Origin of the sequence: Vagococcus jeotgali (genome assembly GCF_035918315.1) — a bacterium.
In the GTDB taxonomy this organism is placed as follows: domain Bacteria; phylum Bacillota; class Bacilli; order Lactobacillales; family Vagococcaceae; genus Vagococcus; species Vagococcus jeotgali.
Window position 1 is genome coordinate 1,252,670 of the sequence record NZ_CP142146.1, and the last position, 12,995, is coordinate 1,265,664.

The 12,995-nt window shown below is 34.8% G+C and carries 12 protein-coding genes, 1 tRNA gene and 1 pseudogene; 4 read left to right on the forward strand and 10 right to left on the reverse strand.

The window, feature by feature from the left end; all coding sequences use genetic code 11:
• Positions 1 to 15: 15 nt before the first annotated feature.
• From VSF34_RS06350 to rpoN, 4 genes are all read right to left on the reverse strand, one after another.
• The gene (locus VSF34_RS06350; protein WP_326716515.1) at positions 16 to 1,203 is read right to left on the reverse strand and encodes a phosphoglycerate kinase; all 1,188 of its coding nucleotides are present in this window, start codon (positions 1,201 to 1,203) and stop codon (positions 16 to 18) included.
• A gap of 91 nt (positions 1,204 to 1,294) precedes the next feature.
• Positions 1,295 to 2,299 (reverse strand): type I glyceraldehyde-3-phosphate dehydrogenase, encoded by a 1,005-nt coding sequence (gene gap, locus VSF34_RS06355; protein ID WP_326716516.1) that lies wholly within the window; start codon positions 2,297 to 2,299, stop codon positions 1,295 to 1,297.
• Between the two features lie 43 nt (positions 2,300 to 2,342).
• Positions 2,343 to 3,377, reverse strand: coding sequence for a sugar-binding transcriptional regulator (locus tag VSF34_RS06360; RefSeq protein WP_326716517.1), 1,035 nt, complete (start codon positions 3,375 to 3,377; stop codon positions 2,343 to 2,345).
• A 181-nt stretch (positions 3,378 to 3,558) separates the two neighbouring features.
• On the reverse strand, positions 3,559 to 4,899 hold the full coding sequence (rpoN, locus tag VSF34_RS06365; protein ID WP_326716518.1) for an RNA polymerase factor sigma-54: 1,341 nt from the start codon (positions 4,897 to 4,899) through the stop codon (positions 3,559 to 3,561).
• A 66-nt stretch (positions 4,900 to 4,965) separates the two neighbouring features.
• Between rpoN and VSF34_RS06370 the strand changes: the two genes are divergently transcribed.
• From VSF34_RS06370 to VSF34_RS06385, 4 genes are all read left to right on the forward strand, one after another.
• Positions 4,966 to 5,037, forward strand: a tRNA-Arg gene (locus VSF34_RS06370).
• 190 nt (positions 5,038 to 5,227) lie between these two features.
• A complete protein-coding gene (clpP, locus tag VSF34_RS06375) occupies positions 5,228 to 5,821 on the forward strand; it encodes an ATP-dependent Clp endopeptidase proteolytic subunit ClpP (RefSeq protein WP_326716519.1) in 594 nt (197 codons plus the stop codon).
• A gap of 14 nt (positions 5,822 to 5,835) precedes the next feature.
• A complete protein-coding gene (locus VSF34_RS06380) occupies positions 5,836 to 6,345 on the forward strand; it encodes a thioredoxin domain-containing protein (protein ID WP_326716520.1) in 510 nt (169 codons plus the stop codon).
• 214 nt (positions 6,346 to 6,559) lie between these two features.
• Positions 6,560 to 7,924 (forward strand): hemolysin family protein, encoded by a 1,365-nt coding sequence (locus VSF34_RS06385; protein WP_326716521.1) that lies wholly within the window; start codon positions 6,560 to 6,562, stop codon positions 7,922 to 7,924.
• A 22-nt stretch (positions 7,925 to 7,946) separates the two neighbouring features.
• Here VSF34_RS06385 and VSF34_RS06390 read toward each other — a convergent pair whose 3' ends face one another.
• The 6 genes and pseudogenes from VSF34_RS06390 to whiA all read right to left on the reverse strand — a co-directional run bounded on the left by VSF34_RS06390 (position 7,947) and on the right by whiA (position 12,994).
• A complete protein-coding gene (locus VSF34_RS06390; protein ID WP_326716522.1) occupies positions 7,947 to 9,152 on the reverse strand; it encodes a dihydrolipoamide acetyltransferase family protein in 1,206 nt (401 codons plus the stop codon).
• A 17-nt stretch (positions 9,153 to 9,169) separates the two neighbouring features.
• Positions 9,170 to 10,111 carry an alpha-ketoacid dehydrogenase subunit beta gene (locus tag VSF34_RS06395; RefSeq protein WP_326716523.1) on the reverse strand — a complete coding sequence of 314 codons (942 nt, stop codon included), beginning with the start codon at positions 10,109 to 10,111 and terminating at the stop codon, positions 9,170 to 9,172.
• A gap of 19 nt (positions 10,112 to 10,130) precedes the next feature.
• Positions 10,131 to 10,406 (reverse strand): annotated as a pseudogene (locus VSF34_RS06400) (FAD-dependent oxidoreductase); the annotation flags it as partial.
• 194 nt (positions 10,407 to 10,600) lie between these two features.
• Complete coding sequence (locus tag VSF34_RS06405) at positions 10,601 to 11,101, reverse strand: helix-turn-helix domain-containing protein (protein WP_326716524.1); 501 nt, start codon at positions 11,099 to 11,101, stop codon at positions 10,601 to 10,603.
• Between the two features lie 4 nt (positions 11,102 to 11,105).
• Positions 11,106 to 11,921, reverse strand: coding sequence for a GAF domain-containing protein (locus tag VSF34_RS06410; protein ID WP_326716525.1), 816 nt, complete (start codon positions 11,919 to 11,921; stop codon positions 11,106 to 11,108).
• 149 nt (positions 11,922 to 12,070) lie between these two features.
• Positions 12,071 to 12,994: a DNA-binding protein WhiA gene (gene whiA, locus VSF34_RS06415; protein ID WP_326716526.1), complete on the reverse strand. Its 924-nt coding sequence runs from the start codon at positions 12,992 to 12,994 to the stop codon at positions 12,071 to 12,073.
• Position 12,995: the final 1 nt, after the last annotated feature.

Sequence of the window (12,995 nt, forward strand, 5' to 3'; positions counted from 1 at the left end):
CCTTATTAGTTATCTTTATTTATCAGAAATTGATTCAACACCTGGTAAGACTTTACCTTCTAAATATTCTAAAGAAGCGCCCCCACCAGTTGAAATGTGAGTAAATTCATCAGCAAATCCTAATTGAATCGCAGCTGCAGCTGAATCCCCACCACCGATAATTGTTGTGGCATCTTTTAAGTTAGCAATGGCTTCACAAACACCAATTGTTCCTTTAGCAAATGTTGGTAATTCAAATACTCCCATTGGTCCATTCCAAATGACAGTTTTAGCACCTTGTAATTCTTCAGTAAACAACTTGATAGTTTCAGGTCCAATGTCAAGTCCTTCTAAATCATCAGGAATGTCACCTGTTAAAATAGTTGTTGGGGCATCGTTATCAAAATCAGGAGCACACACAGTATCGACTGGTAAGATTAATTTGTCTCCTGCTTTTTCTAATAATTCACGAGCTAGATCTAATTTATCTTTCTCACAAATTGACATACCCACTTTGCGACCTTGAGCTGCTTGGAATGTATACGTCATTCCCCCACCGATTAAGATTTTATCAGCTTTGTCGATTAAGTTTTCAATGACACCAATTTTATCAGATACTTTAGCTCCACCTAAGATAGCAACAAATGGACGTTGTGGGTTTTCAACAACACCACCGATAAATTTGATTTCTTTTTCCATTAAGTAACCAACAGCAGTTGGTAAGTTTGACGCAATACCAACGTTTGAAGCATGAGCTCTATGTGCTGTACCAAATGCATCATTGACAAATACATCACCTAAAGATGCCCAGTATTTACCTAATTCAGGATCATTTTTGCTTTCTTTTTTGCCATCAATATCTTCAAAACGAGTGTTTTCTACTACTAATACATCGCCATCTTTCATGTTAGCAATCGCTTCTTCTAATTCTTTACCACGAGTTTCTGGTACAAACGTCACTGGTTTACCTAATAATTCTGATAAACGCTCTGCAACTGGTTTTAATGATTTTCCTGCTTTATCTTCTTCAGTTTTAACACGACCTAAATGAGAGAAAAGAATCGCTTTTCCACCCTCAGCAGTAATGTAGTCAATAGTTGGTATAGCAGCAACAATACGGTTGTCATTTGTAATGACATCATCTTTAATTGGTACATTAAAGTCAACACGTACTAATACCTTTTTACCTTTTAAGTCTAAATCTTCAACAGTTTTTTTTGCCATGTTATGTGACGCCTCCTAGTTTGAATTAAGAAAAAAGCGAGAAAGCGCGATAGCTTTCCCGCTTAAATTTACTTGTTAGGGTTAGTTATAATTAAACTAATTCTGCAAAGTAAGCTAAAGTACGAACTAATTGTGCAGTGTATGACATTTCGTTATCATACCAAGCAACAGTTTTAACTAATTGTTTGTCACCAACTGTTAATACTTTAGTTTGTGTTGCATCAAATAATGATCCGTAAGTAGTACCAATAATATCAGAAGATACGATTGGGTCTTCAGTATAACCATATGATTCGTTAGCAGCTTTTGCCATTGCAGCGTTAACTTCTTCAGCTGTTACTTCTTTGTCTAAAACAGTTACTAATTCAGTTAATGATCCAGTTGGAACTGGAACACGTTGAGCAGCACCATCTAATTTACCTTTTAATTCAGGGATTACTAAACCAATAGCTTTAGCAGCACCTGTTGTGTTAGGGACAATGTTAGCTGCAGCAGCACGAGCACGACGGAAATCGCCACCTCTGTGTGGAGCATCTAAAGTATTTTGGTCACCAGTGTAAGCGTGAATTGTTGTCATTAAACCTTCAACAATACCAAATTGTTTATTTAAAACATCAGCCATTGGAGCTAAACAGTTTGTTGTACATGAAGCACCTGAGATTACAGTTTCTTTACCTGTTAAGATATCTTGGTTAACATTGTAAACGATAGTTGGAACGTCGTTTCCACCAGGAGCAGAAATAACAACGCGTTTTGCACCAGCTTGTAAATGTAATTCAGCTTTTTCTTTAGAAGTGAAGAATCCAGTACACTCTAAAACGATATCAACGCCTAGGTCTCCCCATGGTAATTCAACTGGGTTAGCGTTAGCAAAGATTTTTACGTCTTTTCCGTTAACTCTGAAAAATCCATCATGAACTTCAACTTCACCGTTGAAACGTCCTTGAGTTGTATCATATTTTAATAAATGAGCTAGCATATCAGCTTCTGTTAAGTCGTTGATTGCTACTACTTCTAATCCTTCTACCTCTTGAATACGACGGAATGCTAAACGTCCGATACGTCCAAAACCATTGATTGCTACTTTAACTGTCATGTTATATTTCCTCCTCAAGAAAATCGAAAAAAATTTATTTATTTTAAAGGGTTACCCCTTTTAAAATCTGATTAGCAGCTCCTTCATCTGTGACTAACCACGTCTGTTTCGGAGCATTTTTTATGTATGCTTGTATAACAGGTGCTTTTGTGGCACCTCCTGCTACAGCAATCACATAAGGTATTTGTCTAAGGTCCTTCATTTGAAGTCCTATTCTAGGTATTTTATAGACGACCTCTCCGTCTTTATCAAAGAAATAGCCAAAGGATTCTGCCACAGCTTTTTTCTCAGATAACATTGTCAAATCATCCACCGACATATTACGTCGTTTAGCCATATGCCTTGCTTCTCCAATGCTGTGAATCAACACATTTGATTTAGAAATCAACATTAGAACTCGCTGTATGGCTGGCTCTAGTAATAAGTTGTCATATGTTTCTGGACTGACTTGTTCTGGTACGTAGAGAACTTTAAAGTCCCCACCAGTTTTTTCTGCCATTTTTTCACTAATTGAGTTGGCCTGAATATCAATCTTCTCACCAATCCCACCTCTAGCTGGCACAAAAGTGTAATGTTTTGTACTTGTTTCGATATGGTGCATATTTCTAGCAACTGTCGCCATTGTTGTCCCACCCATTACTGCAACGATATTATCACCATCAGGAACTTGGGTAGCTAAACAATCTGAGACTAATTCTCCAAAATTTTCAATTAATTTTGGTTCGTTATCGCTATCACCAGGAGTAATCAGGCATCTTTCAATTCCTAATACATTAGCTAATTCTCTTTCTAACACACGGTTTCCAGTCTGCTCTGCCATAAACGTCTCCAAACCTTTATAGATGGATAGGCCTTTATCAGTTAAGGTCATCCCACTTTTTGAAACATTAATAATATCATTTTGTTTCAAAAAATCTGTTTCAGTCCGAAGATTTCTCTCAGTGAGATTCATTTTAGCTGCTAATGTTCGCCTGCCTACTGGTTGTAGCCAGTAGATATGTCTCAAAATACGAAACCTCTCTTCTATTAGTTGCATCATGTCAGGAGCAATCTGTTCTATTAGATTAAAATCATTCATCTTTCAAAAAGACTCCTAACCACGTGGGGCATTTATTGTCCTACGTAGACATTTTGTGACCCATTTTATTAAAAAAAATAAGGGACAATACAAAATACTATCTTTACTTTGTTAGATCCCTATGAACACATCATAACAACTTTGATTAAATAATTCAAGTATATTTCACTAAAACTAGGACTTAATCAAATCTTTTTCTTTTGGATGACGCGCTAATCCCTAGTTCATCACGGTACTTAGCGATTGTCCTTCTTGATATGTTTAACTCTTTCTTTGTTAATAAATCAGCTATTTTTTGATCAGATAATGGTTTTTTCTTATCCTCATTGTCGATTAACTTTTGAATATCAGCTTTAATGACTTGTGTGGAAACATCTTCCCCATTATTTTTTTGTGATAGGCCAACTGTAAAAAAGCTTCTAAGTTCAAAGATGCCAAAATCTGTTTCTAAGTATTTACCATTAACTGCTCGGCTAACAGTTGATTCATGAACGTCAATAGCCTTGGCAATATCTTTTAACTGCATAGGAGATAGAGGATGGGCTGGATCAAGGAAAAATTCTGGCTGCCTGCGAACTATCTCCTCTCCTACTCTTAAAATAGTATCCCCTCTCATATCAACACCTTTTTTAATCCAATCAAACTCTTGTTTCCTCTCATTTAAAAAGCGACTAACTTCTTCATCTTTATATTGACTCATCTCTTTAAAATAATTAGCTTGAAATTGAATCTTAGGTGAGCCAAATGAGGTTCTAGCAATGTCAATCCGTCTCTTCTCTTTATTAATATCAATTATTAAATCTGGGTAAACGAAATTTTCTGTTGATTGATCAAATAAAGCACCTGGAAAAGGTGTTAATTTTTGGATGTAATCAAATATCTGCTGAATCTCACTTAAAGAAATATCAAATTTCTTTTCAATTTTTAGCCATTTACGGTTCGCTAGTTCTTCAAAAAATTCTTCTACAATGATATAAGCCATATCTGGTGCTCGGTCATCACGTTCTATTTGAAGTAGTAAGCACTCTTGTAAATTTCTAGCTCCAACACCAGCAGGTTCTAGCATCTGAATGAGAGTCAAAGCATCTAGCATATTTATTGGTGAAGCTCCAGTTTTTTCACACGCCTCTTCTAAAGTAATAGTCAAATAACCATTAACATCTATGTACTCCACTAAAAAAAGACTATACGTTCTAAGAGAAGTATCTCTATAATTTAAATGGATTTGCTGAATCAAATAATCAAATAATGATAAACCATTGTCTGGCACTTGATTCACCCATTCCGTTTTTTCACTCTCTTGTTGTTTAATATGTCTTGACGTGTATTTTTCATCATAATCACTTGTTTCAACAGTGACTTCCATTAAAGGATTTTCAAGGGATTTATTTTCTAAGAAGGATAAGAGTTCATCCGTTCCGTATTGTAAAATATTTATCGATTGTTGTAATTGTTGGGTCATCACAAGTTTTTGGGATTGTTTTTGTTGTTGGTTCTGTCTCATTTGTTGATCTAGTCGCATTTTTACATAAATCCTCCTTTTAACCTTGATATTTATATAATTTTTGGTAGACTATTAAAAGTAGATGCGCCTTTAGTGTAGTGGATATCACACAAGATTCCGGTTCTTGAGACGGGGGTTCGATTCCCTCAAGGCGTGTTTTCTTTAAGTTAATTAGATTATAGCACAGATATTGTGTCATTTCTTTAGGCTCATGTAAGCCTTTTTATTTTTCAGTTTAATTTTTTGACCTTTGTTGACCAATATATTACACTATATTCTAGGTAGAATAATTATCTTGTGTTAAACTATAATTATTGAAAAGATTTTATTTTTAGGAGGAATTTTTATGAATTTAATACCAACAGTAATCGAGCAATCAGCCCGTGGTGAGCGTGCTTATGATATTTATTCTCGTTTATTAAAAGATAGAATTATTATGTTAAGTGGACCGATTGATGATACAGTAGCAAACTCAGTGATTGCTCAACTTTTATTCTTAGATGCCCAAGACCCAGAGAAAGATATTTACCTATATATTAACTCTCCAGGTGGAAGTGTATCAGCAGGTCTAGCTATTTATGACACAATGAACTTTGTTAAATCAGACGTTCAAACTATAGTTTTAGGAATGGCTGCTTCTATGGGAAGTTTCTTACTATCAGCTGGGACAAAAGGCAAACGTTTTGCTTTACCAAATGCTGAAATTATGATTCACCAACCTTTAGGAGGAGCGCAAGGACAAGCAACTGAAATTGAAATCGCAGCTCGTCACATTTTAAAAACACGTGAGCGTTTAAACAAAATTTTAGCTGAAAATACTGGGCAACCTATTGAAGTCATTGAAAAAGATACAGACCGTGATAACTTTATGTCTGCTGAAGAGGCTAAAGAATATGGTTTAATTGATGAAGTCATGGTGAATAGTAGCGGACTTAAGTAAAGGAGATACTTCTTATGAGACAAACAGAAGTTAAAGTAAATCATGTGACACACAAAACAGGAATTAAACTTGGAAATCCGAAGGCTAAAAAAGTACTAGTTGAATTTATTAACGTTCGCTGTCCTTTTTGTAGACAATGGTGGGACGAAAAATCGGCTTTTTTAAATGAATTAAGTGAATCAGGTGATTTACTCCATATTATTAAGCCGTTCAATAAAGAAAAGCCAGGTCTAGATATGGGTAATATTATGCATCAGTATATTCCAAATGATAAATCAGCTATTCAAGTAATTGATGCTATCTATGAAACTCAAGATATTTGGGGTGACTTAGACTCTTTTGAAATGGTTGAGGATTATGCAGAAAACACATTAAACTTAACTCGTCAAAATAATGACAATATGCTAGCTGATATTGTAGAGGAAGCAAATAAAGCTAATGTCGTTTTTGTTCCAACTGTCATTGTTGGAGATGCCTCTTTTGACCAAAAGATTTCTATGGTAGAATTAAAGGATATGTTATAATACTATTGACTAGTAAGACACTAAATACGATATTGTTTTTCAATAATCGCTATTTAGTGTTTTTCTTTTAACCAATGTCACAGATTAATTAATTCTTAACTCAATATTAACCCTTATGTAAAATATATTCATAAATGAGATAGCTTTCTTCTAGTAATTCACTTTTTTTATGTGTATACTGATTAAGTAAAAAATCACAGATCAAGTATTATTTATGGAAGAAGTAAATAAAGAAAAGAGGTTACATATGATCACTCTAAAATTAATCATTATTGCCTTAATGATTTGGGTGACAGCTATTTTTGTTGCAGCTGAGTTCGCTCTTGTTAAAGTTAGAAGCTCAAAACTAGAAGCTTTAGAGGAGCAAGGAGTCAAAAATGCTGCACTAGCTAAACACATGACACATCACTTAGATGATTATTTAAGTGCATGTCAGCTTGGTATCACACTGACAACATTAATTATTGGGGGGATTGGTGAGTCTACTATGACACTGATACTACAACCCCTCTTCTCACACCTTCCTGTTAACAGAGGTTTAACATTAACACTATCAATTGTATTTTCTTATATCATTATTACTTTTGTAGAGGTTGTTGTTGGTGAGTTATTACCTAAATCATATAGTATCGTCGAACCTGAAAAAGTTAGTTTAGCTGTAGCTAAACCTTTACACATTTTCTACAAATGCATGGCTCCTTTTATTAAGTTTTTAAATTTTTCTGCCAATCGCATTGGGCGCTTATTTGGTATTAAAATGGTAGGAGAGTCCGAGGAAACTCTATCAGAAGAAGAGTTATTACAAGTAGCTAAAGATAGTTTTCAAAAAGGGGGAATTAATAAAGAAGAATATCAATACTTATCACGTGTGTTTCATTTTGATGACCGCCAAGTAAAAGAAATCATGACTAACAGACTGGATATGGATGTTATTGAAAAAGGCTTGACGATTTCACAATCAATCAAAAAAATGGTCGATAGTGGACACAGTAGGTTTCCTGTTATTGATGATTCAAAAGATGATATTTTAGGCTATGTGACTCTTGCCCAATTAGTTAGAGAAGCCTATATTGATCCAAATGCTTTAGTCGAAGAATTTTTGGAAAAAACAATTTTTATTATGGAAAACTCTCCAATTAAAATTGTTCTAAATATGATGCAAGTTCAACATAAACATATGGCGATTGTAGTTGATGAATACGGTGGAACAGTTGGTCTTGTAACAATCGAAGATATCATTGAAGAAATCGTTGGGGATATTCAAGATGAGGTAGATATGGAAACTCCGTTAATTAAATCTTTAGGTAACAATCACTATATTGTAGATGGTGGGATAGAATTAGATGACTTTACTCATCTTTTAAAATTACCAACGTTAGAAGATCCTAATGGAAATGTGACCTTAAGTGGTTACTTTACTAGTCATTACGGATTTGATATAACAGAAGGATTTAATGTCACCATTGATGATGTTGATTACACGGTACTTAAGATGAGCAATGAGTCAGTTATCACCTCTTTTAAAGTGATTGACCAACGCCCTAAAAAAGAAGAACACAAAAAAACAGAGTCTCCTTAATGAAGGCTCTGTTTTTCTTTATCTAAACAACTAATAAATATGGATTTTCTAAATAATAGGTGATTTTACTTAAAAACTCTGCTGCTGGTGCTCCGTCAATCACTTGATGATCAAACGTCAAGCTTAGTGGCAATTCAGAAATCTCTTTAATTTCTTTGTTATCATCAAAAATCAATTTATTTGTTGTTGCTCCAACACCTAAAATACCTAATTCTGGTGTATTTAAAATCGGAGTAAAGTATTCAACTCCAGCATTACCTAAATTTGTAATGGTAAATGTTGATCCACTATATAAATCTCCAGGTAAACTACCATCTACTGCTTGAGATGTTACTGTGACAAAGCCCTCACCAATTTGTGACAATCCTTTTTGATGAACATCTCTAATTACTGGTACAACTAATCCGTCATGTACAGATACGGCAACACCCATGTGAATCTCATCATGAGTTACTAATGCTTGTCCATCATACCATGCATTCATCTCTGGGTGCTCTTTTAGGGCAAGAGTCACAGCTTTAATCATCAATGTATTAATACTTAGAGCACTTCTTAATAACTTGCCATTAGATTTTGCTTTTAAATCTTGTCTGAAGGTAAGTAAACTAGTAATGTCAACTTTTCTATGTAGAGTTAATTGAGCTGATTGATGTAAACTTTGATGCATACGCTTAGCAATCACTTTACGCATACCTTCTAGTCCTTCACCAATATCAGATAATACTTGAGATGCTACTGGCATACTTGGTACAAAACGCTCAACATCTCGTCTTGTAATGCGTCCGTTTCCACCAGTACCAATAATTTCTTCCAAATTAAATCCTTTGGCTTGGGCCATTTTTTTAGCTAAAGGTGTGGCAAAAACTCTCGCACCTGCATCTCTTGTAGGAGGCTGATTTACAGCTATTGTCTCTACTTTTGTCTCTTTTACTTCTACTATGTCCTCATCAGAAGCCTTCTCACTTACTTCACCACTAGGTATTTCTTCTCCAGTTTCTCCCACGTATCCGATTAATTCTTGGCAAGGTACTTCTGCACCCTCATCAGCTATGATACTAAATAATACACCATCAATTGGAGACTCTACATCATGAGTTAATTTTTCTGAACTGATCGTGACAACTGCTTCACCTTTTGCTACTGTGTCTCCTACTTGTTTATACCACTGGTCCACTGTACCTTCTATCATCGTTAGCCCAAGTGTGGGCATAATTAGTTTTTCCGCCATGTTTTAACACCTACCTTTTATTTTAAGTCTTCGATTAATTCATTTGCTTGTTTTAATACTTTTTCTTTATCTGGTAAATAAAGTGCCTCTAAATTAGTTGCAAATGGAACTGGTGTATTTGGTGCACAGATACATTTGATTGGGCCATCTAAATAATCAAATGCTTTATCCCCAACAATTGAAGCGATATCTGTTGCTGTATTATTGTGTGGATTAGCTTCATCAATGACGATTAAACGTCCTGTTTTCTTAACTGAGTTGATTACTGTTTCCTGATCCCAAGGTGCTACTGTAATTAAATCGATCACTTCAACAGATACACCAGATTTTTCTAGTTCAGTTGCGACATCAAGAGCAACATAAAGCATTTTTCCAATCGTCACAATGGTTAAATCTGTTCCTTCACGTTTTACTTTAGCCTTACCAATTTCAACAGTATAGTAATCTTCTGGAACATCACCTTTTAATCCGTAAAGCGTTTTGTCTTCTGAATAAATCACAATGTTATCATCTTCAATTGCTGCAAGTAATAATCCTTTGGCATCATAAGGATTTGACGGGACAACTACTTTAACACCAGGAATCGCACCAAACATACCATAATAAGAACCTGAATGTTGGGCGGCTGCTGAAGCACCAGCTCCGTGACATGTTCTAACTGTTAAGGGAATTTTAGCTTTACCACCAAACATATAGCGCATTTTTGACCCTTGAGCTAAAATCGTATCTAAACAAAACCCGATAAAATCGTTAAACATTAATTCTGGTACAGGTCTAAGGCCAGTTGCTGCTGCACCTACTGCTGCTCCCATGTAACCCATTTCTGAGATTGGTGTATCAATCACACGCTCAAAATCATGTTTTTCAACAAGACCTTTTGTAACACCAAACACACCACCCCAAACACCTTCTCCTTCTAAGTGTTCAATCGTTGTACCACCAGCGATATCTTCACCCATTAAAATTACTTTATCATCGTTGTAATTGGTTCACTACACTATTTTTTCTAGCGACTAATTTATCAAAATGTATCGTATTAATTTGATTCTCAATCCCAAACTGATTAGCTTCTTGAAGCGTTTCAACCCATTTAGCATGTTCTAAATATGATTTGAATGGGATACAACCAACATTTAAACAAGTGCCACCGATGTCTTGCTTTTCAATAACGGCAACTTTTTTTCCAAGACTCGCAGCCTCAATAGCTGATACGTAACCACCAGGACCTGCACCAATAACAATTAAATCGTACATCTCACTTCATCACCTTCCTTATTCGTTCTCACTTTAATATAAGCAATCACCGTGCCAACTTTTAGAAGTTGATAATATAGCGCTTTCAAAAGAATGTTCTAAAAATGAAACAAAAGTGTTGCAACAGTTTGAGACAGTTTTCAAAAAAAAGAAGCAAACCAAAGTCTGCTCCGCTTGTCACGTATTAAAATGAGTTATGCTGGTAAGATAATATTATATTTATCTACTTTTCTATAAAGCGTACTTCGTGCTATTCCAAGCTCTTTTGCACTGCGACTCATATGGTATTGTTGTTCTTTTAAAACAGCCTCTATCAATTTTTTTTCTGATGAATCTGGAAGTATGGTGTTAGAAGTCGTTTGTCTCAGAGATATAGCCCCTACTTGGATCATCTCTTCTAATTTATTTTTAGGCGGGCATTTGATTGGGTAAAAGACATATAATCGTTCTAAAAAATTTTGAAACTCTCTAATATTTCCAGCCCATTCATAATCTTTGGCTATATCTAAGGCTTGTGGTAACCATTCAGGGAACCAATTTTTTTTCAAACAGAAATAATGAGCTAACTCTTGAATATCTTCTTGTCTTTCCCTAAGTGGTGGAAGTGTCAGTGGAATCACATAGATACGGTAAAATAAGTCTTCTCTAAATTCACCTGTTTTTACTAACTTTTTTAAGTTTCTAAATTGCAACATTAAGTTAGCCACTCTGGTAAAAATATCTAAATATCAGTGTTATTTTATTGAAACCCTTACTTACCAACATGTTTTGATCTTTAGATAAGGATTCTTCTTCAAATTCTTTTGATACAGCAACGATATTATTATCTTTGTCACAAATCACACCTCTTGTAACAGGTGAACCAATTGCTTCTAATAACTCACGTTTTTTAGTTGTTATAGCTTCTTTTTTAAACTCATTTTGAATATTTTTGGTGATAACCTGCAAAGCGATTAAAGTATATTGACTTTCATTAACATGTTCCATTGTAGATACTGTCAAAGTAGCAATAGGATGATCATTAGCATCTAAAATCGGAGAGGTCGTACAAGTAAAAGGATGAGAGGCTTTTGAAAAGTGCTCATATTGAGTGACAACAACAGGTTGTTCTGTCCTAATAGCCACACCAATAGCGTTTGTTCCAACTGCATCTTCAGTCCAGATACTCCCTTCATGAAATTTAATCGAAGTTGCTTGATCTCTTGTCTCATGATGCCCATCTCGCCAAATAATGACACCTTTTGCATCAGTTAACACAAATAAGGGTTTCTTTACATAAAAAAAGTCTGATAGACGAAAAATCTCATCTTTAACTAGTCTAATAACTTGTTGTAATTCTTTACGGACGAGAGTTAATGTTGGTTGGGGAACTTCATCTAATTCATAAGACAGGTAAGGGTTTACATTTTTCTTTGAACAATAATCCCAAGACTCAGCAATACGTTGCGGTACAACTGTAGCATCAACATGCTGTGCCGTTATGTATGTTTCCCACACTTGTTTCTTTGTGAACATTTTCCCAGCTCCTTTACGTACATTTTCTATATTAAGTATAACATGAAATCACAAAGTTTTTACACTAAAACAATTAACACTATGCCCTAAAAATATAAAAAATCCAGGTATAAAAATAACTTAATATTTTTATCCTGGTTAAGTTTATACTAACTTAATTCACTCGCATATTCATTAATTTTACGAATACGATGATTGATACCTGATTTAGTTATTGGACCAGATGGGATTAACTCACCTAACTCCTTTAAACTAATTTCAGGATGCTCTAAGCGGACAACTGCCACCTCTCTAAGGCGCTCTGGTAATTGATCTAGCCCAACAGTTGACTCAATCAAACGAATATTTTCAATTTGACGCTTTGCTGCATCTGCCGTTTTATTCATATTAGCATTTTCACAGTTCATTAGTCTATTCACGGAATTCCTTAAATCTCTAACAATTCTGACATCCTCAAATTTTAACATGGCGTTTGTAGCACCAATTAAAACTAAAAAATCAGCAATTTCTTCGGCACCTTTTAAATAAGTGATAAATCCAGAACGCCTCTCAATCACACGACCATTTAAGCCGTAGAATTTTAACATCTCACATAAATCTTCACACTGTTCTTCATACATAGAGTAGATTTCTAAATGATATCGACTAGTTTCTGGATTGTTTACTGAGCCACCTGCTAAAAATGCCCCTCTTAAATAAGAGCGCATCTTTTGTTCATTCCCCATAATAGAAGGTGCCGCGTTGAGGTTAAACATCATGCCGTCCATAATTTCTAAATCACTTAATACAGCTTTTGTTTCTTGTTTTAGTCTAACAATATAGACATTATTTTTCTTTAATTTCATTTTACGACGTACTAAAAGTTCACTATTAACTTGATAATGGTCCTTTAATAAGGTATAAATTCGTCTAGCTATTGCTGCATTTTCAGTTTGTACATTTAATACAAAATGATGATTAGCTAGTGTCACTGAACCATTCATTCGAATTAAAGCTGCCAATTCAGCCTTTGCATGCTCTTTATGAACCTCAAGTGTTGTTAGTTCTTTTTTGACATCTGATGCATAAGACATC

What these genes read in the sequence shown, in the direction of transcription:
- gap (WP_326716516.1), bottom strand. Translation starts at nt 2,299, where the DNA reads ATGACAGTTAAAGTAGCAATCAATGGTTTTGGACGTATCGGACGTTTA.
- VSF34_RS06385 (WP_326716521.1), top strand. Translation starts at nt 6,560, where the DNA reads ATGGAAGAAGTAAATAAAGAAAAGAGGTTACATATGATCACTCTAAAA.
- VSF34_RS06360 (WP_326716517.1), bottom strand. Translation starts at nt 3,377, where the DNA reads ATGAATGATTTTAATCTAATAGAACAGATTGCTCCTGACATGATGCAA.
- VSF34_RS06380 (WP_326716520.1), top strand. Translation starts at nt 5,836, where the DNA reads ATGAGACAAACAGAAGTTAAAGTAAATCATGTGACACACAAAACAGGA.
- whiA (WP_326716526.1), bottom strand. Translation starts at nt 12,994, where the DNA reads ATGTCTTATGCATCAGATGTCAAAAAAGAACTAACAACACTTGAGGTT.
- clpP (WP_326716519.1), top strand. Translation starts at nt 5,228, where the DNA reads ATGAATTTAATACCAACAGTAATCGAGCAATCAGCCCGTGGTGAGCGT.
- VSF34_RS06350 (WP_326716515.1), bottom strand. Translation starts at nt 1,203, where the DNA reads ATGGCAAAAAAAACTGTTGAAGATTTAGACTTAAAAGGTAAAAAGGTA.
- rpoN (WP_326716518.1), bottom strand. Translation starts at nt 4,899, where the DNA reads ATGCGACTAGATCAACAAATGAGACAGAACCAACAACAAAAACAATCC.
- VSF34_RS06405 (WP_326716524.1), bottom strand. Translation starts at nt 11,101, where the DNA reads ATGTTGCAATTTAGAAACTTAAAAAAGTTAGTAAAAACAGGTGAATTT.
- VSF34_RS06410 (WP_326716525.1), bottom strand. Translation starts at nt 11,921, where the DNA reads ATGTTCACAAAGAAACAAGTGTGGGAAACATACATAACGGCACAGCAT.
- VSF34_RS06390 (WP_326716522.1), bottom strand. Translation starts at nt 9,152, where the DNA reads ATGGCGGAAAAACTAATTATGCCCACACTTGGGCTAACGATGATAGAA.
- VSF34_RS06395 (WP_326716523.1), bottom strand. Translation starts at nt 10,111, where the DNA reads ATGGGTGAAGATATCGCTGGTGGTACAACGATTGAACACTTAGAAGGA.